General features: G+C 71.4%; 16 protein-coding genes and 2 pseudogenes. 8 read left to right on the forward strand and 10 right to left on the reverse strand.

Going from position 1 to position 22489, the window contains the following annotated elements; translation table 11 throughout:
- Positions 1 to 30 precede the first annotated feature (30 nt).
- Complete coding sequence (locus IPK24_10985) at positions 31 to 1275, reverse strand: amidohydrolase (protein MBK8076069.1); 1245 nt, start codon at positions 1273 to 1275, stop codon at positions 31 to 33.
- Between IPK24_10985 and xth the strand changes: the two genes are divergently transcribed.
- Positions 1268 to 2122: an exodeoxyribonuclease III gene (gene xth, locus IPK24_10990; protein ID MBK8076070.1), complete on the forward strand. Its 855-nt coding sequence runs from the start codon at positions 1268 to 1270 to the stop codon at positions 2120 to 2122. The genes IPK24_10985 and xth overlap by 8 nt on opposite strands.
- 66 nt (positions 2123 to 2188) lie before the next feature.
- Here xth and IPK24_10995 read toward each other — a convergent pair.
- Positions 2189 to 2587: pseudogene (locus IPK24_10995) on the reverse strand (GNAT family N-acetyltransferase).
- A gap of 19 nt (positions 2588 to 2606) precedes the next feature.
- Entirely contained in the window at positions 2607 to 4028 is a 1422-nt protein-coding gene (locus tag IPK24_11000; protein MBK8076071.1) for a nitronate monooxygenase, read from the reverse strand.
- Between the two features lie 237 nt (positions 4029 to 4265).
- Between IPK24_11000 and IPK24_11005 the strand changes: the two genes are divergently transcribed.
- From IPK24_11005 to IPK24_11015, 3 genes are read left to right on the forward strand one after another with little or no spacing between them, the layout of a single operon-like run.
- Positions 4266 to 5447, forward strand: a complete 1182-nt coding sequence (locus IPK24_11005; GenBank protein ID MBK8076072.1) for a DUF2157 domain-containing protein — start codon at positions 4266 to 4268, stop codon at positions 5445 to 5447.
- Positions 5444 to 5956 (forward strand): GDYXXLXY domain-containing protein, encoded by a 513-nt coding sequence (locus tag IPK24_11010; GenBank protein ID MBK8076073.1) that lies wholly within the window; start codon positions 5444 to 5446, stop codon positions 5954 to 5956. The genes IPK24_11005 and IPK24_11010 overlap by 4 nt, the downstream gene beginning before the upstream one ends.
- Before the next feature lie 33 nt (positions 5957 to 5989).
- Positions 5990 to 6496: a GNAT family N-acetyltransferase gene (locus tag IPK24_11015; protein MBK8076074.1), complete on the forward strand. Its 507-nt coding sequence runs from the start codon at positions 5990 to 5992 to the stop codon at positions 6494 to 6496.
- On the opposite strand, the gene manA is transcribed toward IPK24_11015, so the two are convergent.
- The 4 genes from manA to IPK24_11035 are packed head-to-tail and all read right to left on the reverse strand — an operon-like array spanning position 6475 to position 15559.
- Entirely contained in the window at positions 6475 to 7707 is a 1233-nt protein-coding gene (manA, locus tag IPK24_11020; GenBank protein ID MBK8076075.1) for a mannose-6-phosphate isomerase, class I, read from the reverse strand. The genes IPK24_11015 and manA overlap by 22 nt on opposite strands.
- A gap of 35 nt (positions 7708 to 7742) precedes the next feature.
- The gene (locus tag IPK24_11025; GenBank protein ID MBK8076076.1) at positions 7743 to 9110 is read right to left on the reverse strand and encodes a hypothetical protein; all 1368 of its coding nucleotides are present in this window, start codon (positions 9108 to 9110) and stop codon (positions 7743 to 7745) included.
- A 24-nt stretch (positions 9111 to 9134) separates the two neighbouring features.
- Positions 9135 to 15068 carry a DUF4011 domain-containing protein gene (locus IPK24_11030; protein ID MBK8076077.1) on the reverse strand — a complete coding sequence of 1978 codons (5934 nt, stop codon included), beginning with the start codon at positions 15066 to 15068 and terminating at the stop codon, positions 9135 to 9137.
- Between the two features lie 35 nt (positions 15069 to 15103).
- Positions 15104 to 15559, reverse strand: a complete 456-nt coding sequence (locus IPK24_11035) for an SRPBCC family protein (protein ID MBK8076078.1) — start codon at positions 15557 to 15559, stop codon at positions 15104 to 15106.
- Between the two features lie 68 nt (positions 15560 to 15627).
- Here IPK24_11035 and IPK24_11040 point away from each other — a divergent pair, with 68 nt between their 5' ends.
- Both IPK24_11040 and IPK24_11045 read left to right on the forward strand, forming a co-directional pair.
- Entirely contained in the window at positions 15628 to 16239 is a 612-nt protein-coding gene (locus IPK24_11040) for a permease (protein MBK8076079.1), read from the forward strand.
- 145 nt (positions 16240 to 16384) lie between these two features.
- Positions 16385 to 17297, forward strand: a pseudogene (locus IPK24_11045) (hypothetical protein).
- A 65-nt stretch (positions 17298 to 17362) separates the two neighbouring features.
- Here IPK24_11045 and galK read toward each other — a convergent pair.
- The 3 genes from galK to IPK24_11060 are packed head-to-tail and all read right to left on the reverse strand — an operon-like array spanning position 17363 to position 20522.
- Positions 17363 to 18565: a galactokinase gene (galK, locus tag IPK24_11050; GenBank protein ID MBK8076080.1), complete on the reverse strand. Its 1203-nt coding sequence runs from the start codon at positions 18563 to 18565 to the stop codon at positions 17363 to 17365.
- Positions 18562 to 19725, reverse strand: coding sequence for a galactose-1-phosphate uridylyltransferase (gene galT / locus IPK24_11055; GenBank protein ID MBK8076081.1), 1164 nt, complete (start codon positions 19723 to 19725; stop codon positions 18562 to 18564). The genes galK and galT overlap by 4 nt, the downstream gene beginning before the upstream one ends.
- Positions 19722 to 20522: a DeoR/GlpR transcriptional regulator gene (locus IPK24_11060; GenBank protein ID MBK8076082.1), complete on the reverse strand. Its 801-nt coding sequence runs from the start codon at positions 20520 to 20522 to the stop codon at positions 19722 to 19724. Before IPK24_11060 ends, galT begins: the two co-directional genes overlap by 4 nt.
- 275 nt (positions 20523 to 20797) lie before the next feature.
- Between IPK24_11060 and IPK24_11065 the strand changes: the two genes are divergently transcribed.
- Both IPK24_11065 and IPK24_11070 read left to right on the forward strand, forming a co-directional pair.
- A complete protein-coding gene (locus IPK24_11065; GenBank protein ID MBK8076083.1) occupies positions 20798 to 22174 on the forward strand; it encodes a carbohydrate ABC transporter substrate-binding protein in 1377 nt (458 codons plus the stop codon).
- A gap of 43 nt (positions 22175 to 22217) precedes the next feature.
- The coding region (locus tag IPK24_11070) for a sugar ABC transporter permease (GenBank protein MBK8076084.1) at positions 22218 to 22489 on the forward strand (272 nt) is incomplete at its 3' end.

Below are 22489 nucleotides of genomic sequence, written 5' to 3' on the forward strand. Positions count from 1 at the left end.
GGTCACGCAACGGATTCGACGCTGAGCCGATTAGGCCGACCGGAGGGCGAGCTCGGCCAACAGCGCCGCGCCGTCCGGTAGTACCCGGTCGTCGAACCGCGCCTGGGGCGAGTGATTGCCGGGCGCCCGACCCGGCGCAGCGCCGTCCACCATGGCCCCCAGGAACACCATCGCACCGGGCACCTGGGCGAGAATCCGTGAGAAGTCCTCCGACCCGGCGATCGGCTGTGGCATGCGTACGCAGGCCTTCGCGCCGAACAACTCGGCGGCGACCGACATCGCCCGGTCGACGGCGTCCGCGTCGTTGACCGTCACCGGGTACTCGCTCTGGTGGTCGACCTCGACCCTCACCCCGTGTGCCGCGGCGATGCCCTCACACGTGCGTCGTGCGACCTCGGCGATCAGCGCTGAGGTCGCCGGGTCGATGGTGCGCACGGTGGCCTCGAAGCTCGCCACCTCGGGGATGATGTTGCGCTTGGTGCCGGCGTGGAACGTGCCGACCGTGAGCACCGCCGGCGCGAACGCATCCACCGATCGTGACAGCGCGGTCTGCAGCGCCAGCACCATCTCGCAGGCGGCCGGGATCGGGTCGGCGGCCAGATGCGGGGATGCCGCGTGCCCCCCGCGGCCGTGCACGCTCACCCGCAACGCGTCACTGGCGGCCATCATCGCGCCGGCCCGCGAGGTCACCGTGCCGCGCGGGCTCTGGTTGCTGAGCACGTGCAGCGCGTAGGCCGCATCGGGCAGGCGTCCCGCGGCGTGCAGCACGCCGTCGGCGATCATGTGCCCGGCCCCGTCGTAGCCCTCCTCACCGGGCTGGAACATCAGCACCACATCGGCGGCCAGCTGGTCGCGCCGCGCGGTGAGCAGTCGGGCGGCACCCACCAGCATCGCGGTGTGCAGGTCGTGGCCGCAGGCGTGCATCACCCCGTCCACCCGCGAGCGGTACTCGACGTCGGCGTCCTCGGTCACCGGCAGCGCATCCATGTCGGCCCGCAGCAGGACGACGGGGCGCCGCGGCGCACCGCCCTCACCGCGGCGGTCCCTGCCCTCGCCCGGTTTCGGGCCGGTGACGGCAGCACCGCCGCGCAGCACTGCGGTCACCGAACTACAGGACGTGCCGGTGGTGACCTCGAGCTGCAGCGGTTCGAGTGCCTCGAGCACCGCCTGCTGGGTGCGCGGCAGGTCGAGGCCGACCTCGGGGTGACGGTGCAGCCGATGGCGCAGCGCCGTCAGCTCACCCACCAGCGCTCGGGCGTCGTCGAGGATGCTCATCCGTCATTGTGACCATGCAACGCCCGGTAGCGTCGCTCAGGTGATCCGCGTGGCGAGTGTCAATGTCAACGGTGTGCGCGCCGCCGTCCGCCGCGGCATGCCCGCCTGGCAGGCCAAACGCAGCCCGGATGTGCTGTGCCTGCAAGAGATCCGGGCCACCGACGAGCTGTTGCACGAGGCCCTGGGCGCCGGGTGGCACGGCGTCCACGAAGAGGGGGCCGCCAAGGGACGCGCCGGGGTGGCGGTGCTGGGCCGGGTACCGGCGCGCGCCGTCCGGCAGGGGGTGGGGCCTGCCGAGTTCGAGGGCGCCGGGCGCTGGGTCGAGGCCGACTATGCGATCACCGGGTTGAAGTCCGGGCTGCTGACGGCGATCAGCGCCTACGTACACACCGGTGAGGCGGGCACGCCGCGCCAGGACGAGAAGCATCGCTTCCTGGACGCCGCCCGCGCCCGCCTCGACACGCTGCGGGGTGAGGGCCGGGCCGTGGTGCTGACCGGAGACCTCAACGTCGCTCATCGCGAGGCGGACCTGAAGAACTGGAAGGGCAACCTGACCAAGGCCGGCTTCCTGCCCGCCGAGCGCGCCTGGTTCGATGCGTTGTTCGCGGCCGGCTGGGTCGACGTGGTGCGTCACGTCACCGAAGAGGTGGCCGGGCCGTATTCGTGGTGGTCCTGGCGCGGCAAGGCGTTCGACAACGACTCCGGCTGGCGCATCGACTATCAGATCGCCACCCCTGATCTCTCCGCCACGGTGCTGTCGGCCGAGATCGACCGGGCACCGAGCTACGCCGAGCGCTGGAGTGACCATGCGCCGGTGGTGGTCGACTACGAGGTGGACTTCTGCTGAGCCCGCCCGACGGTGCGTGACATGACGCGAAAGCCGCGCGTCACGGCAGAAGCCGACGAAGGGCGACGGCAGGTCGAGATCGGTGAAACCGTTGGCCACGTAGAACTTTCGAGCACGCGAATTGCCCCTGGCGACATCCAGCACGATGCGTCGCTGCCCTCGCTCGCGGGCATGGGCCAGTGTGACCCGCAGCAGGGCACGCCCGACGCCGCGACCCTTCAGCTCCGGCCGGACGACGATCCGGCGCAGTTCCAGGCTGCGTCGCGGCCCGGGCGCCAACACCACGAAACCCGCCACCCGCCCGTCGTGTGTCACCACGAGGTGATGGCTCGTCGGATCGGCGAGAACCTCACGGTGCCAGGCGATCCCGGTGGTGCCGAGGTGGCGCGAGACCTCCGCCGATTGCTCCAGGCGGGAGACCGCGTAGAGGTCGGCGGAGGTGGTGGGACGCAGTTCCAGGCGCATGGCTGTCCTCGATCACGGGTCAACTGAGCAGGTAGTCGACCACATCACGCGCGGTGTAGCCGAATTCGCCCGAATCCACCGTGCCGCCTCGAGCGGCCGTGAGCAGTGCCGCCACGCCGGAGAGATCCTCACCGGAGGTCACCAGGGGAGGCTCGATCAACCCGCCCGGACGTCGTTGCCCCAGCCCGGCGCTGGCGAACAAGGCATTGCACAGGCAGATCCGGCCCTCGGTGTTGGCCTCGCGGCCTCCCTTGCGGGTGTAGGCCCGCAGGGGTTCGGCGGGGCAGCGATAGTCGACGCCGCCGTCCTCGCGACGAAATGCCGAGCGCAGTGCACCCAGGTCGCACACCGGCTGACGTGCCTCGTGCACGGCCGCCTCGGTGAGGGTTCCGGGCAACTCGACCACGCGGAACGGGAAACCGGTCGGTGAGGCCCGCCAGTCGGCGCGCACCTGCAGGTCACCGGCCAGCACCCGGGCGCGCACCATGGCCACCAGCTCGGGGTCGAAGCCCGAGTCGTCGCAGTAGGCGAAGACGGTGCCGACCTGAATCCCCGCGGCGCCGGAGGCCAGGGCCTCGCGGAACCGTTCCGGGCTGCCGTACGAACCGGCCAGCCAGTACGGCAGGCCGAGAGCGGCGAGGGTGGGCAGGTCGACCACGTCGCGGTCGTCGTAGACCGGCTGCCCGATCGGGTCGAGCCGGCGTGGCCCGCGCGGTGGGGCGTTGTGGCCACCGGCGCTCGGCCCCTCGACCACGAAACCGCTGGGGCGGGTGTCGGGGTTCTCGGCCAGGGCGGTGGCCAGGTCCGTCGAGGCGACGATGGCCAGTACTCGAGGCAGAGCCAGCGGTGCCAGGGCGGTGGCGGCGTCCGGGCGCACCTGCGCCGGGTCGAACCGAACGTCGCCCAGGCCGTCGCTGGACCGTGCTCCCTGCACCTTGATCGAGAAGGCGACCGGCGCGTGCCGGGCCAGGGTCCGGGTCAGCTCGGGGATCTCGGCCGGGCTGCCGGCGCCGACCAGCACGTAGTCGACCCCGGCGAGCATCGCGCCGTACAGCGCCGACGGCAGCGGCAGCTCGATCTTGCGCAGGTAGTTGACGCCGACCACGCCGTCGTGGCCCTCCTTGGCCAGGAACACCTCGACGAAGTTGGCGGCGGTGGTGAGCTGCACCGTGCGGCGTCCGGACTCGATGGTGTGGCGGGGAACCTGCCGGTAGAGCGCGTCCGGGGCGATGCCGCCCTCGACGAAGTAGGCGTCCAGGATCCACTGCGCCACCTCGGGTACCGGGAAGGCGGCCAGTGCCCGCCGGACGTGCCCACCCGGGTCGCCGTGCTGCAACCGCCGGGTGCACAGCACGTCGAGCGCGGTGCCCGAGACGACCCCGAGTTGGCCGGTCAACGACACCGCCCGGGCCAGCCCCCAGTCGGAGACGGCGACGCCCATGCCGCCCTGGATGATCTGCGGCAGGGCGTCCGATCGCTCAGGTCGCGCGCCTGAGCTGGGGGGTGTGGACGGCGTGGCTGGACTCACGGGATCACCTCTCGACGCGACCACCGCGGAATGGGTGATCCACAATACCTACGCTAGCGTAACCTACGCTGTCGTAGGTTGCTCGGGAGGTAGGGCCCGCGGGTCCTTCTACCATGGTCACAGTGCTTGATCCAGGTCCAGACTGGGGTCATGGTCACGGTGTCACCCAGGCAACTCGCCTGGCTGGAGGAGGAAATCGTCGGCTGGCGGTCTGACGGTCTGGTGACCGATGAGGCCGCCACCGCCATCCGCTCGCGATATGTCGCCGGACGCCGGCTCTCGCTCATCACGGTGGTGGTGAGTCTGGGAGCGGCCTTCGTCTCCGTCGGAGTGATCTGGTTGGTCGCCGCCAATCTCGATCAGCTCTCACCCCTGGTGCGGTTCGCCCTGGTGGTGATGTTGTGGCTCGGCCTGGTGATCGCCGCCGAGCTGCTCGCCGAACGCCACACCGGTGAGCAGGCCTCGCCCCTGGTCGGTGGTGCCCGGTTGCTGGGGACGGCAGCGTTCGGTGCGGTGATCTTCCAAGCCGCCCAGAGCCTGCAGGTCCCGGCCTACTCCGCCTCGTTGATCGGCTGGTGGGCACTCGGCGCCTTGCTGTACGCCTATGCGGTGGACGGCGTGGCGCCCCTGATCCTGGGCGTTCTCACCGCCGCAGTGTGGTTCGCCTGGCAGAGCGCCGCAGCCGCCGACGGGGTGCGGGGCTTCGCGCTCGCGCTGCTGCTGGGAGCCGTTGTGGCGACGGCCACCGCGGTCGGGCACGCAGCACGGTGGCGGGCTCACGACGCCACGCCCTGGCGGCTGGCCGGTTCGACACTGGTGCTGGTCGGCTTGTTCATCGCCGCCCTGCCCTGGTTCGAGACTCGTGATCATCCCTGGACGACCACGACGATCGTCGTGGCGGTGCTCGCCGGGCTCGCCGCCCCGCTGGCCGGGCTCGTCGGCGACCGTCTCGACCGAGCGGAGGTGGGCGCGATCGTGGCGGCCGCTGCGGCGGGGATCGGCCTGCTGACCTGGGTCGACAGCAGCAGCGGCGACGAACTCAGCACTCCTGATGCACTGCGGGCCGTGGTCGCGGTCCTGGTCTACCTCGTGGTGGCCGGCGCTCTGGCGGTGATCGGAACCCGCCGAGATCTACCCGCCTTGACCGGGCTGGCCACCGCCGCCCTGATCGTGTTCACCACGGTGCAGAGCTTCGCCGTGTTCGCACGGATCATCACCGGGGCCACGCTGTTCCTGATCGTGGGTGCAGTGTTGCTGGCCAGCGGCTACGGCTTCGACCGGGCCCGCCGGCGACTGGTGGCCGAGCTGGCGCAGGGAGGTGACCAGTCATGACCGGCATGACCGGCACGACCGGCTCAGGCGGTCTGCTCGCCACGCGTCGGCGCCGGGTGGCGCTCGTCGTCCTGGCTCAGGTGGCGATCCTGGTGGTGGCGGTCTCGGGTCAGCTGTCGGCCCGGGTGCTCGGGCAGGACTACCGGTTGCGGGTGGCGGCGTACGACCCGATCGACCCGTTCCGCGGCGCCTACGTCGAGCTCAGCTATCCCGAGCTGTTCCCACCCGACGTCGTCACCGACGGGTCCTCGGGGCAGGTCTACGTCACCTTGGTGACCCAGGACGGCATCAGCCGGGCCGGTACCAGGGGCAGCTCGCGACCGGCCTCGGGGCCGTACCTGCGCTGCGAGCGGGACGTCCGACCGCGCTGCGGGATCGAGCACCTGTTCCTGCCGCAGGACCAGGCGCTCAGTCTGCAACTCGCGCTGCAGAACAGCTCGGCCGTGGCGACCATCAGGGTCGACTCGCGCGGTCACGCCGCCCTGGTGTCGGTCGACCCACCCCGGTGAGGCCGAGCCGTCGCGGGTGCCTACGATCGGCGCGTGACGACGTCCCTTCGCCCTGCGCGTCCCGGTGACCTGCCCGACATCGTGCACTTGGTCCGTGACCTGGCGGCCTACGAGCGCGAGCCGGACGCCGTCCACGCCACCGAGGCGCACTTTCGTGCCGCGCTGTTCCCGGACGACGCGGCGCCCACGGCGTTCTGTCACGTCGCGTGCGTGAGCGAGGACGGCGAGGAGCAGGTGGTGGGCCTGGCGGTGTGGTTCCTGTCGTTCTCGACCTGGACCGGCACCAACGGCATCTGGCTCGAGGACCTGTTCGTGCGCCCCGAGTTCCGTGGCCTGGGCTTGGGCCGTGACCTCCTCGCGACGCTGGCCGGCATCTGTACCGAGCGCGGCTACCACCGGCTCGAATGGTGGGTGCTGGACTGGAACGCGCCGAGCATCGCCTTCTACGAGTCCATCGGCGCGCGGGCGCAGGACGAGTGGACCCGCTATCGGCTGGACGGCGCGGCGCTGACGGCGCTTCAGAGCCCGGGTAGCCGCTGACCGCCCGCGCTGGCGCGGAACACCTCACCGGGCCCGCTGATCGAGATGGTGCCGCCGCCGCTGGCGCCGACGAAGGCCGATTGGCCCGGCTGCAAGGTCAGCGCGGTGCCGGGACAGGTGACGGTGACCGGCCCGGAGGTACACAACAGGATCTGTGGCCCGGCGATGCCCGGGTAGAGCGCGACCGGCGCGACATCGGTCACCCAGATGCGGCTGAGCTGGAACTCCGCGGCGTCCGGCACCCAGGCCACCTCGTACGGGCTGAGCCAGGTGAACGGAACGTCCCGCACCGGCCGGCTGTCGCCGTCCACGATGTGGAGCATCTCGTCGACGGCGACGTGCTTGTGGGTCAATCCGGCCCGTAGCACGTTGTCGGAGTTGCCCATGATCTCGACACCGAGCCCGTACAGGTAGGCGTGCGGGGCGCCGGAGGGGATGAACATCACCTCGCCCGGCTCCAGCCGGATCAGGTCGAGCAGCAACGGCGCCGCGACCATCGGGTCGTGGGGGTGCTGCTGCACCAGCCGGCTGGCCCAGGTCAGGGCACGGCGGTCATCGGGTGACAGCACGGACTCGGCGTGCGGACCGGCCTGCGCGAGCAGGCGACGCGACTCGCGGCCGACCTCCTCGACGAAGCCCTGGCGATCGTCGTCCGGCCAGGTCACCAGGTGGCGCATCACGTTCTCGAGCAGATGCTGTTCGCTGCCGTGACCGATCAGCAGCCCGGCGAGCAGGCCGGCGCGGTCGGTGCCCAACAGGTTCAGCAGCCGGCCGGCCACGTCCGCCGGGCGGAAACCGCACAACGCGTCGACCGGCTCGAGCGCGTAGAGCATCTCGGGCTTGGGGAAGGGGTCGACGTAATCGTGGTCACCGAGGACGTCGACCTCGCCGTCATAGCCGGCCTTGGCTCGGTCGGCCGACGGGTGCACCTGCAACGACAACGGCCGGGCGATGGCCAGCACCTTGAGCAGGTAGGGCAGCCGGGGCCCGAAGCGGTCGTGGACGTGACCGCCGAGCATCGTGCCGGGGTGCTGGCTGATGGCCTTGTCCAGCGGCACGACGGTGCCGTCGACCTGGGCCAGCGACGACGGGGCCGTGCTGTGGGCGCCCATCCACAGTTCCGCCTCCGGCTCGCCGGAGGGGTGGCGCCCCTGCAGACGCGCGAGGGCAGTGGTGGATCCCCAGTCGTAGGTTCGGACCGGGTTCACCATGCGTTGGGGCCAGGCAGCCAGCACGGTCATCGAGCCTAACCCGTTCGTGATGGCGTGGGTGATCGATCAGGAGTTTCCGTCAGGGACCAGGTCACCCCTGCGGGGGTGTCCCGGATCTCGAGCCCGGCGGCGAGCAACCGGTCGCGGATCAGGTCGCCGGTGGCGAAGTCACGGTGTGTTCGGGCCTGCGTGCGCAGGTCGAGGGCCAGATCGACGAACGGCCGGACGACGTCCGCGGGGTCGCCGGCCCCGGCCCGGGCCAGGTCGCCGAGCCGGAAGACCATCGAGCGCAGGGTGCGTCGGGCACGAGAGGTCTCGTCGCTCTGGAGTGAGTCGGTGCTCCAGGCCACGATGGCGGCGTCCAGGTCGAGGATCGCGCTCACGCACCCGTCGACGTCCCGGGCGGCCAGCGCCGCCTCGAACGCCTCGCGGGACCGTTCGGTGTGTTCGGCGAGCGAGGTGGGTTCGGGCGCTTCGGGTACGTCGTCCTGGGCGGCATCGGCCGAGTCGTCCGAGTCGTCCGAGTCGTCGGAGTCGTCGGAGTCGTCAAGGTCCGGTTCGTCGGAGTCGTGGCTCGCGGGGGGAGGCACGGTGGTGGGGTCGGCGACTCCGCGCAGCGCGGCGTCCAGGGACGCGATCGAGAGCTGGTCGCCGGCCACCAGCGTGCGGACGGCGCCGCGGCGGCGGATGGTCACCCGGCCGTTGCCGCCGACGGTGACCGTGCCGGCCTCGGTGTCGATCACGACCGCGGTGTGTTCGTCGATCCCGAGCACGCCCACCTCGTCCGGCAACATCGCTTCCAGCGCAGCGAGTCTCGGCTCGCCCAGGTAGCAGAACCGAGTGTCGTAGACACCGCCCTCGGCATTGTCGAAGTGAGGGATGACGACCGCGCGGATGCCGGTCAGCGCGCCGAGCACGTCGAGCCCGTCGTGCCAGAACGGGGTGGCCCCGGCCTTGTAGATCTCGTAGACCGGCACGGTGTGGGTGCCCACGGTGCAGGCTGCGGCGGAGCCGAAGACCAGCGTCCCGCCGCGCGCCGCGACGTCCAGCAGCGCCGGGGGGATGGCGGTGTCGCGCCATTGCGCCAGGGCATAGGTCGGGCTACCGGGGCCGGCGAACGCCCAACGTGAGCGAGCCAGCAGCGCGAGCGTCCGCTCCTGATCGACCGGGTCGATCTCGCGGGTGCGCCAGGTGGCCAGCTGGACGTCGACGCCGACCGAGTCGGCGAAGTAGGTGCGGGTCTTGGTGACCAGGTCCTCGGCGTTCATCTGGAAGCCGAACGTGGTGTCGAGCATCACCGCCGGTCCGGCCTCGGGCACGTCCGATCGCGCCAGGACGGCACGGTGCGCCTTGACCATGGTCGGGGCGGTCTCACCCGACCCCATGATCACCAGCAGGCTCATGCTCGGCTCGCTCTCATCGATCCATCATCGGGCCTTGACCAGCCCGGCAACCACGTCCAGGCGATCCTCGGCGACGGCCAGCCGAAAGGCATCCTGACAGCGGGCCCGAGCCCCCTCGGTCAGCCGAGTCCCGCCGAAGATGCGGTGAGTGGCCCGGAACAGGTCCTCCGGGGTGATGCCCATGGCCCCCTGCGCCAGGTCGGTCAATGCATTCGCGAGCTCACGCAGCGCGACGTCCTCCAGCGGCCGGTCCCGGGCCGGACCGTCGAATGTGCGGTACCCCCGCCAGGTGCGCGGATCGCGCTCGCGGGGCCAGATGAACCCCTCTGCGTCGCGGACCAGGTCCGGCGGGACGGCGGCCGAGATCTCCTGCTGTCGCTGCGGTTGCAGTCGGGTCACCCCGAAACGGCGCACCACCGATCGCGCCAGCCGGGCCGGTGAGATCGGTCCCTCGGCGGACACCGCCTCGCGGATCGCGACCAGGACCGGTTCGACGCGTCGCCCGGGGCCCAACCGGGCCAGCACCGACGGCGGCCCGGCGATGGGGGGTTCGTAGGGCACGAACGGCTCGGCCCAGCGTGAGCCGGCGCCGAGGGAAGCGGTCGGAGCCGTCGTCGTCATCGGCGTGGTCGGCGCCGGATCCTCGGGTTCGAGGCGGTGCGCGGGGTTCGCCTCGGTGAGGGTGCTGACCCGAGTGATCACCCGCTCCGGCCGGCGCATCGGCCGGCCGGCGGCCTGCCGCGCCTGCTCGATCACCTGGTCGAGGATCGGTTCGGGATCGCGTAACCAGGCGGGTAACCAGATCCGGGCGACGTCCGGCCAGGCCATGATGTCGCGCAGCACGGTGACGGGCAGGGCGTCGCGGTCGGCGGTGGTGCGGCGTCGGCCCCAGACAGGTGAATCGAGCAGGACGGCGAGAACCGCGGGCGCGCCGTCCGGGGCTCCCGGGGCACTGACGGCCAGGTCCACCCGGAACTCCGACAACCCCAGCCCGGTCTGCACCTGCACGCCACGCTCCCGCAGCCGGGTGGCGATCTGGTCGCGGTGCCGATCCACCGGAGCCGGTCGGGCCGGCGTGAGGGTGCGGTCGCCGCCCGCCCGGGCCTGCTCCAGGAAGTCGCGCAGGTCGCGGATGCCGATCGAGGACGTCGCCTCCACCCGGAGGTGCTCGGGATCGAAGGAGGAGAACACCATCACCCGGCGCCGGGCACGGGTGATGGCCACGTTGAGCCGGCGCTGCCCGCCGACCCGGTTGAGCGGGCCGAAGTTCAGCGGCAGGGTGCCGTTCGCGGTGGGGGAGAAGGCGGTCGAGAACAGCACCACGTCGCGCTCGTCGCCCTGCACGTTCTCGAGGTTCTTCACGAAGACGCCGTCGTGGCGGTCGTCCAGCGATTCGGCCAGCCCCGGCCGGCCGGCGTCGACCAGCAGCTGCTCGATCAGGGCGCGTTGCTGGATGTTGAACGTCACCACGCCCAGCGAGCGTTCACCGGCGCTCCAGCGGCGCAACACCTCGTCGGCAACGGCCCGGGCCTCGATCGGGTTGGTGCGCAGCAGCCCCTCGTCGGCGCCGTCGGCCGAGCGTCGCGCCGAGCGGTGGAACGTGCCCTCGACCCGGGTCAGGCTCAGCCCGCTGTCGAGCGCGCGGCCCGGCACGGTCGGGAAGGACTGCAGCTTGCCCTCGTAGTACCGCCCGTTGCTGAAGGCGATCAGCGACTCGTCCTGGCTGCGGTAGTGCCAGCTGAGCCAGAGCCGGGGCAGACCTGCCGCGACTGCCTCGGAGAGCACGCTCTCCTCGTCGGGGACGATGACGTAATCGCTCACCTCGTCGTCCACCTGATCGGGGTCGCCGGGGTGGTCGGCCCGGGCGAAGGAACTGGGCGGCATCTGCTGGGAATCGCCGGCGATCACCGCGGCGGCGGATCGGCCCAGGGCACCCACGGCGTCGGCCACGGTGATCTGTGAGGCCTCGTCGAAGACCACCAGATCGAAGTCCACGGCGCCCGGCGGGACGAACCGGGCCAGCGAGTCGGGGCTGACCAGCACGCACGGTGTCACCTCGGCGATCACCGGGCCGAACTTCTCGAGCAGCCGGCGCACGCTGAGCCCACCGCGCGATCGGTTCACCTCGCGTTCGAGGGCGGCGACGGTGCCGAGCATCGCCCCGGGCAGGAAGGGCCGATGGCCGACGACCGTCGCCGGCAGCACGGTGCGCAGGCCGTCGCGCAGCTGCTTCCCGGCCTCGAGGTAGCGGTCGAGCATGATGTGGTGACCGACCGGGTCGAACCCCGACAGGCCGGTGGCCTGCAGCCGCTCGTCGACCGAGGCGGCGGCGAGGCCTCGATCGAGGGCGGCGACCGCGTCGCGGGCGCTGATCACGCCGCTCAGCAGCTGCCAGCGGGCCGCGTCGGCCGTGCCGTCCAGCGCGGCCAGTGCCGCGACCGCGGCGACCCAGCGCCGCAGGGCGTACCCGGCGGGCCGGTCGGCGGCGCGTTCCCCGGCGCCGGCCGTCCACCGCGCCAGCAGTCCGATATCGGCGCAGTAGCGGGTCTGATCGCTCACGGTGCCGCCGGTGAGGGAACGCACCTGCCGCAGGTTCTGCGCTGCGGCGGCGAGCAGCTGGTGGGTGACGGCGGTCAGCGGTGGCTCGGCCGCGCGCGCTTGGCGGACGGCCAGTGCGAGCGCCGGCGGCAGCCCGGCCAACCGGGCGGAGTCTGCATCGAGGGCCGCGAGGAGTTGCGCGATCCGCTCGGATCCGCTGGCTGACAAGGGGTTCAGGCTCGGTGGCAGGACGGCGCAACCCGGCAGGGCGCGCCAGCCGGCCACGAGTGCGGCGGCCTGGGCGGCCAGGTCGGCGACCTGTTCCGCCAGGGCGGGTAGTTCCTTGGCCCGTAGCGGTGCGCCGGGGCGCAGATGCACCAGCAGGGGAGCGGCTGCCGCCAGCACACGCTTCGTGCGACCGATGAAGAAGGAACCGGCGGCTTCGCGCAGACCCTGGCGGACGCCGTCCAGGGGCACGGTCACCACCTCGGGCGTGAAGTGGTTCAGCAGGCCGGCGGCGGCGCCGTGCAGCGCGGTGGAGCGCTCGGACAGCTCCGAGCGGGCGTTCTGCCAGCGGACCGAGGTCACCTCGTGCGCCACCGTCGGATCGGTGGCCTCGCCGCTGAGCAGCCATGCCGTCGTGGCCAGGTCCTCGTCGGTGGTCGCGGCGGCCAGCGCCGCCGCCGTGCGGGGGCCGAGCCGGCTGACGGCGGCCTCGACGGCTGCCACGCCGGTGTCGGCGGCGGCGACGGCCGCCCACCACTGATCGTCGGGCATGGTGGGCAGCGAACGGGCGAAACCCCAGCTCGTCCAGGTGGTCTCACCGAGCGCCGTGAGTTGCGGCAATGCCGCGGACACGGCCTCGCGGGCATCGGCGACGTGCACGGGCACCGTCAACGCCGGTCCGGTGCCGCGGGCCAACCGCATGCCATGGGCGCCGTAGAGGGACAATCCGGCGGGGTTGGGCTGGTGGACCCGTTCGGCGTAGTCACGCAACACCGCGGCACACGAGGCGGTGTCCGTGGTGGCGATCTGGTGGGCGTCGAGGTCCGGTTCGGGTCGCTGCGCCAGGGCCTGCCGCAGTTGCAGGCGAACCTGGTTGGGGCGCGAGCCCTCGTCGTGCAGGTCCAGGGTGAACGGCGCCAACCCGGTCTGTTCCAACCGGGTGCGCACCACGTCGAGGGCGGCGCCCTTCTCGGCGACGAACAGTACGGTCCGGCCCTGGGCCATCTGGTCGGCGATGATCGTGGTGATGGTCTGGGACTTGCCGGTGCCGGGCGGACCCTCGAGCACGAAGCTGGTCCCGCTGCGCGCCGCGGCCACCGCCTCGGCCTGGGAACTGTCGGTCGGCACCGGCGCGGCGGCCACGACGTCGTCCAGGGTCAGGCCGGCCGGGACCAGGTGGTCCGGCGTCGGATACGGCTCGGTCGGGGTGAGGGTCAGGTGGCGCACCAGCGGGCGTTGCAGGAACTGCTCCCAGTACTCGTCCAGATCGCGCCACAGCAGATAGCCGGTGAACGAGACGATGGCCAGGCGTGCCTCGCCGTCCACCCGGAACGGCAGCCCGGAGTCAGCGATCGCCTCGCGGATCAGCCGGATCGCGGCGTCGACGTCCACGCCCGACGCATCGTCACCGGCGCGTTGCGGCAGCTCGTTCAGCGCCGGGACGGTGAAGCCGAACTCCTGGCGCAGCTTCTCCATGAGGCTGAGGTTCAGCGAGATCTGGCCTGCCGGGTCGAGGGTGATGCGGTGCGGCCGGATCACCCCGTCGAGGCGGGCGGGAGCGATCAGCAGGGGTGCCGACAGGGCGCGCTCGCCCAGCATCCAGTCGAGTCGCCCGAAGGTCACGGCGAGCAGGTTGGCGCCGGTCTCCTGCGCTGCGGTGCGGGCGCGGTAGCGCAACCGGTCGACGGTGCGGCCGTGGGGACCACTGTCCAACTCCGAGAACACGGTGTGCCGCCGCACCAGCATCGAGCGCTGGACGTCGCCGGGCAGGGTGGTGGCGCGCACCACCTCACGGGCTGCCACCGCCCATTCCAGGTCGTCGACGGCGCGCAGCGAGACCTTGTAGCCGTCCTGCAGCAGCTCGGCGAACGCGCCCAGGTGCTCGTGGGGGATGAGCAGCGGCAGGTTGGTCATGCCCCGGCCCATGGTGAGCAGCGGATTGCGCAGGCTGAGGTCGAGCAGCGCGTTCTTCCAGGCGTGGATGCGAGGCGGTGCAGCCGGCCGCTTCTCCGCCTTCTCGGTCGTCGGTAGCGGCGTGCGCGTCGGCGGCGACGTCGCCGGCCGGTCGAGGCCGTGCGGGCGCAGGTCCGCGGTGGCGGCGTGGTACTCGTGGACCTCGCGGACGCCGTCCGGCCGGTCGCGGTGGGCCGGCAGCGGCAGGGCGCCCGCGGTGCGGGCCAGGGACACGTCGACCACACCGACGAGTTCACCGGTGCCGCCACGGAAGAAGGTGTCCAGCGCGAACTGCCGGGCGCGGCGGAACACCTCGCGCGGCGGGCGGCGCTCGCGGGTCAGCAACGTGGTCTCGAGTACCCCGATCAGACCCAGGTCGACGGCGTTGACCGCGCTGGTGACCTGCAGGCTCACCGCATCGGGCAGCCCCAGCGACGGCTGACGCCACCAGCCGAGGAAGGCATGACCGCGGGCGATCCACACCACCGGGGCGATGCCGAGGTGCTCCAGGATGCCCGCCAGCGCCAGCGTGGTGTCGAGACAGGTGCCGAGCTGCTGGCCGAGCACGTCGCCGAGTGATCGCACCTTCTGGCCGTACCCCCAGCTCGCCGGCGGCTGGGCGTAGGAGATCTGTGCCTCGTGCAGGGCCAGGGCCGCGGCTTCGACGATGGCGTCGATCCGTTCGGGGCGCACGTCGGTGACGGCGAGCGAGGGCGATGAGGTGCGCTCGGCGAGGTGGTGCGCGACCCGGGGCAACAGGGTCGCGATGTCGGGATGGTTCGGCTGCACGAATGCGGCCAGCAACTGCAGGGACAACAGCGGGGAGTCCGGATCGACCAGCCACTGCCGGGCGGCCAGCAGACGGATCGGGGTGTAGGCCACCGCTGGGTCGGTCTGGTCGGGAGGCGCTGCCTGCACGCTGACCACGATCTCGCCGCCGGCCTCCTCGTCCAGATCGGCCAGGGCGGCCGGAACCAACCGCAGGGCGGGAGCCTCGACGGTCACCGGGCGAGAGAGCTCGACGTCCTCGATCACGGTGTGCCAGGGGCGTGTGATCACCGCGCCGGTGTGATCGCGGATCTGCGCCGCGATGGTGAGCGGCCCGATCTCGGTGGGCTCGTCGTCCGGGGCGGCTGCCTCCCGCGGGATGGTGACGGTGATCCGATGCACGACGGGCAACCCGTTGTGGGCGGCGGCGTGGCTGAGCAGGGGCGCGGCCACCACCTCGATCTCCACCCGCATGGAGTGCACTCTAGGCCGAGACGACACCGCGCTGATCAGGCCTCGACGAGGGCCTTCACGCGGGTGAGGGTCTGGGTCATGCCACGCCGGTTGGTTCGCCCGCGCCACCGCCCGGCCAGCGTCCAGTAGAGCCGGGTCCAGATCGTGTCGGGCAGCCGGAACGACTCGGTGACCGCGGAGCCGACCGCGCTGGGCTCGATGTCGTATCGCCACGAGTTCGCCACCACGTCGCCCGGGCCCAGGACGTCGAACCCGAAGCTGCGGCCCGGCTCGCAGCTGGTCACGCGGCAGGTGGTCCAGTAGGTCGGCCCGCGCTCGTTGCGCTTGACATGGCCGCGGAACCTCGCGCCCAGCGCAGGTCCGGTGGCACCGTCGAGCCACTCGGCCTCGAACGTCTCCGGGCTCAACTCACCGATTCGGGTCACATCGGAGACGACTGCCCACACCTGATCGGGGGTCGCTGCCATGTCCACCGTCACCGCATCGCCCAGGCTCACGACCTCGACTCTAGGTGGCTTCTGCCGGGGCGGCGCGCCGTGTCTCGTGTCATGATCGGGCAGTGACCGAGCAGCCCTCCCGTGACCCCGACCAGACCCGGCCCGCCGGTACTCAACCGACCGCTGCCCAGCCCACGGTGGTGGTCGAGCGCGAGCGCGACTGGAGTACGCGGATCGTGCTGGTGCTGGTGACGATCGTGTTGCTGGCGCTGGCGGGGCTGCTCGCGGTCACCTGGATGCCCAGCTGGTGGGCGCACCGGGTGGGGGACGTGGCCGACGGCAAGTGGGGCTCGGGCACCTTCGCCGGTCTCACCTGTGGCTTCGTGTTCACCGCCATTCCTCTGCTGCTGGTGCGCCGGGTCTTCGCTCGGCACGGTCGCATCGCCGTCCGGCTGGTCTGGCTGTTGCTGGCGGTGTTGTTCGCCGCACCGAACCTGATCACGCTCGGGATCGTGCTCGGCAACGGCAACTCCGCCCATGCCGCCGAACGCACCTTCGACGTCGAGGCACCAGGCTTCCGGAACGCGACCGCGATCGGCGCGGCGGTGGCGGTCGTGTTCGTCGTGATGCTCTGGGCGCTGCTGGCCAGCCGCCGGCGTCGGTCGAGGCAGTTGCACGAGCGTGACGAGGAGCTCAAGGCGCTGCGCCAGCAGGTGGGGGACGGCGGCCACTGACCCGTCCTCGATTGTGTGCGGCGGAACTGGGCCTATGGCACCACTTTCGCCACACACAATCGTCGGGAGGCTCGCGTTGTCCACAGGGTGAGGGTGGGCGGCTGCGTTCGGGGGCGTGGCTGGGCAGGATGGCGGTGTGGAGTCGATGCCGCCGCGACGTCGTCGGGCTGAACTCGCCGCTCCGCTGGCTGCCCGGCATGGCGGTGTCGTGCATCGTCGTGATCTTCGGCGCGTGGGCATCGACGAGCAGGGGGTTCGTGCCGAGGTGGCTGCTGGTCGATGGGCCAAGGCGGGACGGCACACCGTGATCGCGGGTAGTGGACCGGTGCAGGGCGAGGGCCTGTTGGCAGGGGTCTGGGAGAGCGGATCAGGGGTGCTGGACGGTGTGGCTGCGCTGTTGGCCGTTGGGCTGAGGGGGATTCGACCCCGACGTGATCGATGTGTCGGTGCCTGCCGGCACGCATCCGGGGCGGCCGGCGGGCGTGCGGGTGCGTCGACGTCGGCGGATGCCTCCGGTGGCCACTGGTGGGCTACCCCGGGTGCGACGCGAGTGGGCCACGCTGCATGCTGCGCAGTGGGCTCGGACCGACCGCGCCGCAGCGCTGCTGGTGTGTCTGCCGGTGCAGCAACGGTTGGTCGAGCCCGGCCGGCTGCTCGCGGCGTGGGAGGCGACGATCTACAGTTCGCGCCGTGCTCTGCTCGACCAGGTGGTGCGTGATGTCTGCGATGGCGCGCAGTCGTTGGGTGAGCTCGACTTCGCCCGGCGCTGCCGTGAGCGTGGTCTGCCGGAGCCGGATCGTCAGGTGGTGCGTCGTGGGCCGGGTGGCCGGGTCTACCTCGACGTCGAGTTCACCGACGTGGGCCTGGTGGTGGAGATCGACGGTGGGCATCACGCGCAGGCGTTGAACCCGGTCGATGACGCATTGCGCCAGAACGAGGTGACCCTGGACCGACGCATGGTGCTCCGCATCCCCGTCCTCGGCCTGCGGCTGACCCCGGATGCCTTCATGGACCAGGTGGTCAGAGCGCATCACCTGGCCAGCACCCGAGCCGCCTGACCGACCTCGGCAACGATTGCGTGCGGCGGAACTGGGCCTATGGCACCACGTTCGCCACACACATTCTAGGCAACACGACCTGCCGACCCTGCAGGGGTGGCCAGGAGGAAGGCGGGGGGACCGAACTCCCTGCGGGCGAAGGACTCTGCCACGGCGCCCGCCACCCGGGGCGCGGCGTCCGCACGGACCAGCGCGATCGCCGAGCCGCCGAAGCCGCCGCCGGTCATCCGGGCACCCAGCGCGCCGGCAGCCAGCGCCGCCTCACAGGCCAGGTCGAGTTCGGCGCACGAGACCTCGTAGTCGTCGCGCAGCGAGGCGTGCGAGGCATCGAACAGTGGGCCGAGGGCGTCCAACCGGCCGGCTCGCAACACGTCCACCGCTGCGCGCACCCGGTCGATCTCGGTCACCACGTGGCGCACCCGGCGCCGGTGCTCCTCGGTGCCCAGCCGCGCCAGGGCGTCGTCCAGGGACTCGATCTCGACGTCGCGCAGCGACGTGACCCCCAGGTCGGCCGCGGCCTCACGGCACACCTCGCGCCGCGACCCGTACCGGCCGTCGACCAACGCATGGTGCACCCGGGTGTCCATCACCAGCACCGCCAACCCGGCCCTGGCCGCATCGAACGGCACCTGCTGCAGCGAGAAGTCGCGACAGTCCAGCGCCAGCGCATGCCCCGCCCGGGCCCGCAACGAGGCGGCCTGGTCCATGCCCCCGGTGGGTGCTCCGGCAATCTCGTTCTCGGCACGCACACACGAGCGCGCCAACCGGGCGCGGCCGGCGTCGTCCGCTCCCAGGCCGCACCCCGCCAGCTCGTCCAGGGCGATCGCCACGGCACACTCCAGGGCCGCGGACGACGACAGCCCGGCACCGACCGGCACCTCGCTGACCACAGCGGCCTCGAAACCGGTCAGAGCGCAACCCTGATCGAGCGCGAGCGCCCAGGGCACGCCGACGACATACCCGGCCCAGCCCGCCACCCGTCCGGGCGCCACCTCGGCCAGGGTCCCGCGCCAGGGCTCACCGGCCGTCGAGGTCACCTGCAGCACGTTGTCCGCACGGTGTCGCAGCGCGACGAACGTCCGGTGCGGCAAGGCCATCGGCAGGCACAACCCGTCGTTGTAGTCCACGTGTTCGCCGATCAGGTTCACCCGCCCGGGGGCTGCCCAGACACCGTCCGGCTCGCCGCCGAACGACTGGCGAAAGTCCGCGGTCACCTGCTCGACGCCCGCCCCGGCGTCCGGCGACGGGTACCAGTGGGCACCGCTCACGAGGCGACCTCGCGCAGCCGATCGGCGATCCGCTCCGGCACCGCGTCGTTCACCCACGCGCCCATGGCCGACTCCGACCCGGCCAGGTACTTCAGCTTGCCCGGCGCACGAAGCACCGAGAACAGTTGCAGGTGAAGGCGTCCCAGGTCGCGGTCGGCCCCGACCGGCGCCTGGTGCCACCCCGCGATGTAGGGCAGCGCGGGCACCCCGTCGAAGTACCGGTCACAGCGACGCAACAGCTCCAGGTACACCTCGGCGAGTTCGGCCCGCTCACCGTCGTCCAGCGCCGGCAGGTCCGGGACGTCGCGGTGGGGCGCCAGGTGCACCTCGACCGGCCAGCGAGCCGCAGCCGGGACGTAGGCCGTCCAGTGCTCGCCGCTGAGCACCACGCGGCTGCCCGCCCGTCGCTCGGCGTCCAGCACGTCGCGCAGCAGGTTGCCGCCGGTGGCGCGTCGATGCTGCTCGGCCAGACGCAGCATGGTCGCCGAGCGGGGTGGCACGTACGGGTAGGCGTAGATCTGGCCGTGCGGGTGGTGCAGCGTCACGCCGATCTCCTGCCCGCGGTTCTCGAAGCAGAACACCTGCTCCACCCCGGGCAGCGCCGACAACTCGGTGGTGCGGTCACACCAGGCCTCCACCACGGTGCGCACCCGCGGCGCGGACAGCGACGAGAAGGCCGCGCCGTGGTCGGAGGTGAAGCACACCACCTCGCAGCGGCCGGTGCCCGGCCGCAGCGGCCACAACGGCTCGCCGTCCAGCAGCCCGCCGGAACCCGGCGCCAGCGTGGCATCCATGCTGAGAGAAGGGAATCGGTTCTCGAAGACCACCACGTCGTAGTCGCTCGCCGGGATCTCCGAGGGAACCGTGCCGCCGCCGGTCGGGCACAGCGGGCACTCGTCCTTGGGTGGCAGGAACGTGCGGTCGTTGCGATGCGAGGCGATGACCACCCACTCACCGGTGAGTGGGTCGAAGCGCAACTGCGAGCCGATGCCCGCCTCCGGGCTGTGCCCCGGTGGCGTCAGCGGACGGGTGTCGACCGTCGCGCGGCTCGCCCGACCCGAGAGATAGGGCTCGGAATCGTCGAAGTAGAACAGCTCGCGGCCGTCGGCCAGATGATCGAGTGTCCTGCGGACCCGGCCGGTGGCCAGCGTGTGGGTCATCGTGCCTCCTGGGGGAGGGTGGCCCCGGTCGGGGCGAGGATCAGGCGGCCGACCTTGCCGGCGAGCACCCGGCCTGCCTCCTCGTCGAGCTGATCGTCGGTGACCAACACATCGACCTCGGTGAGCCGGGCCATCGTGCTCAGGCCCACCACGCCCCACTTGGTGCTGTCGGCGGTGACCACGACCTGCCGGGCGCAGGCGATGAGCGCCTGGTTGGTCTCGGACTCGACCAGGTTGGGGGTGGTGAACCCGGCCCGCTCGTCGAAACCGTGCACCCCGAGGAACAGCCAGTCCACGTGCAGCCGGCGCAGGGTGGCGACGGCCACCGTGCCGACCAGGGCGTCGGACGGCGTGCGCTCGCCGCCCGTCAGCACCACGGTCAGATCGTCTCGGGCGGACTCGTGCAGCACCTCGGCGACCGGCAGCGAGTTGGTCACCACGGTCAGATCGGGGACGGCACGCAGCTGCTGCGCGACGGCGTAGGTGGTGGTGCCGGCCGAGACCGCCACGCAGTCACCGGGGGAGACCAGCTGGGTCGCCGCGGCGGCGATCGCGGCCTTCTCGATCAGCTGCAGCGAGGACTTGACGTTGAACCCGGGCTCCTCGGCGCTGCGTCCGGAGACCGCAGTGGCGCCGCCGTGCACCCGCGAGACCAGCCCTTTGCGGGCGAGGATCGCGATGTCCCGCCGGATGGTCATGTCCGAGACGCCGAGCAGTTCCACCAGGTCGCTGACCCGGGCGCCCCCGGTGAGCTGTACCTGTTCGAGGATGCGCTCCTGCCGTTGCCGTGCGAGCACGCCGACACCTCCTTCCGCCAGGGGTCAACACTAGAACCGCACGCACCGTGAAAGTCAACAATCTCGAACATCGGAGCGTGTGGCATGTCGACGCGCCACGCGCTGACCCACCCCGCCAGTCGCGTTCGCATCAGTTCGATTACGAGGGTGCCAGCCACTTGACAGGCGGGAGATGTCCCAGACAAGGTATGCAACATTGTGAGGGGTCGTGTTGATTTCTGTTCGCCCCTCGATCGGTCGGTCGTGCCAGTGTCGGCACGCTGAAGGAGGCATGCATGTCCCGTCCCCAGTCCGAGGCCGAGTACCTGGCTCGCTTGGTTCCGCCGTCGGTCGCCGCGACCTCGTTCAACCGACGCGCGCTGCTGCGCGCGGGTGCGGGCCTGGGTGCCGCCGCAGGTGGCGCCGTCCTGCTCTCCGCGTGCGGCGGTTCCGACTCGTCGACCTCCGGTGCGACCAGTGCCGCTGCGTCCGGCGGCGCCTCCGCCGCCGGCGGTGGCGAGGTGAGCTTCGGCTCCAACGCCTCCGATGAGATCCCGAAGAAGGTCATCGCCGCCCTCGCGGACGGCTTCAAGACCTCGGCCGGCACCACGGTCAAGGTCAACACCCAGGACCACAACACCTTCCAGGAGAACATCAACAACTACCTTCAGGGCAAGCCGGACGACGTGTTCACCTGGTTCGCCGGGTACCGGATGCGGTTCTTCGCCTCCAAGGGCCTGGCCGGCGACGTGAGCGACGTCTGGGGCAAGATGCAGGGCTTCACCGACGCCTTCAAGACCGCCTCGACCGGTGATGACGGCAAGCAGTACTTCGTGCCCAGCTCGTACTACCCGTGGGCCGTCTTCTACCGGCCGTCGCTGTGGAAGGAGAAGGGCTACACCGTTCCCAAGACGCTGGACGAGCTGAAGACACTCGGCGCCCAGATGAAGAAGGACGGCCTGACCCCGATCGCGTTCGGCGACAAGGACGGCTGGCCGGCGATGGGCACCTTCGACGTGCTCAACATGCGCGTCAACGGCTACCAGTTCCACATCGACCTGATGTCGCACAAGGTGTCCTGGAGCGACCCGAAGGTCAAGAAGGTCTTCTCGACCTGGGCCGAGCTGCTGCCGCTGCACCAGGCCGACCCGCTGGGCCGCACCTGGCAGGAGGCCGCGCAGGCGCTGCAGACCAAGAAGGCCGGCATGTACCTGCTGGGCCTGTTCGTCACCCAGCAGATGACCGCCAACCTGGACGACGTCGACTTCTTCACCTTCCCGGAGATCGACTCGGCCATCGGCTCCGATGCGCTGGACGCCCCGATCGACGGCTTCATGATGGCCAAGAAGCCCAAGGACGAGGCCCGTGCCAAGGCCCTGCTGGAGTGGCTCGGCGGCAAGGAGGCCGGTGGCATCTACGCCAAGACCGACCCGACGACGCTGATCGCCAACTCTCAGGTCGACATCAGCGGGTACACGGCACTGCAGAAGAAGTCGGCCGAACTGGTCGGCTCGGCGAAGAACATCGCGCAGTTCCTCGACCGCGACACGCGGCCGGACTTCGCCTCGACCGTGATGATCCCGGGTATTCAGACCTTCTTGAAGAACCCCAAGGACATCGACGGCCTCTGCAACAGCTTGGAGAACCAGGCCAAGACCATCTTCACGGCCTGATCCACCGGAGCGCCGCCGGCAGGCGGGGGAAGGCAGGTACTCGATGACGGCCGGCGGCGACGTCCCGATCGTCAACCCCGCCGCGGTCGCGACAGCACCCTCGGGGGGCGCCCAGCAGGGCGTCCCCCGTGGGGGTCGCGTCCGGCGGCTCAGTGGCAGTGACCGCCTCGTGGTGCTGCTGATGGTGTCGGTGCCCCTGGTCCTCACCATGATGTTCGTCGTGCTGCCGGCGCTCGCGTCGGTGGTGCTGTCCTTCTCGAACTGGGACGGCATCGGTGGCTTGAGCACGATCAAGTGGGTCGGCTGGAAGAACTA

This window comes from Kineosporiaceae bacterium, assembly GCA_016713225.1.
Taxonomy (GTDB): domain Bacteria; phylum Actinomycetota; class Actinomycetes; order Actinomycetales; family Kineosporiaceae; genus JADJPO01.

Bases quoted from the DNA above. Each gene is read 5' to 3' on its own strand.
- xth (MBK8076070.1), top strand. From the start codon at position 1,268: ATGCTCATCCGTCATTGTGACCATGCAACGCCCGGTAGCGTCGCTCAG.
- IPK24_10985 (MBK8076069.1), bottom strand. From the start codon at position 1,275: ATGAGCATCCTCGACGACGCCCGAGCGCTGGTGGGTGAGCTGACGGCG.
- IPK24_11000 (MBK8076071.1), bottom strand. From the start codon at position 4,028: ATGGGCGTCGCCGTCTCCGACTGGGGGCTGGCCCGGGCGGTGTCGTTG.
- IPK24_11005 (MBK8076072.1), top strand. From the start codon at position 4,266: ATGGTCACGGTGTCACCCAGGCAACTCGCCTGGCTGGAGGAGGAAATC.
- IPK24_11010 (MBK8076073.1), top strand. From the start codon at position 5,444: ATGACCGGCATGACCGGCACGACCGGCTCAGGCGGTCTGCTCGCCACG.
- manA (MBK8076075.1), bottom strand. From the start codon at position 7,707: ATGGTGAACCCGGTCCGAACCTACGACTGGGGATCCACCACTGCCCTC.
- IPK24_11025 (MBK8076076.1), bottom strand. From the start codon at position 9,110: ATGAGCCTGCTGGTGATCATGGGGTCGGGTGAGACCGCCCCGACCATG.
- IPK24_11030 (MBK8076077.1), bottom strand. From the start codon at position 15,068: ATGCGGGTGGAGATCGAGGTGGTGGCCGCGCCCCTGCTCAGCCACGCC.
- galT (MBK8076081.1), bottom strand. From the start codon at position 19,725: ATGACCCACACGCTGGCCACCGGCCGGGTCCGCAGGACACTCGATCAT.
- IPK24_11065 (MBK8076083.1), top strand. From the start codon at position 20,798: ATGTCCCGTCCCCAGTCCGAGGCCGAGTACCTGGCTCGCTTGGTTCCG.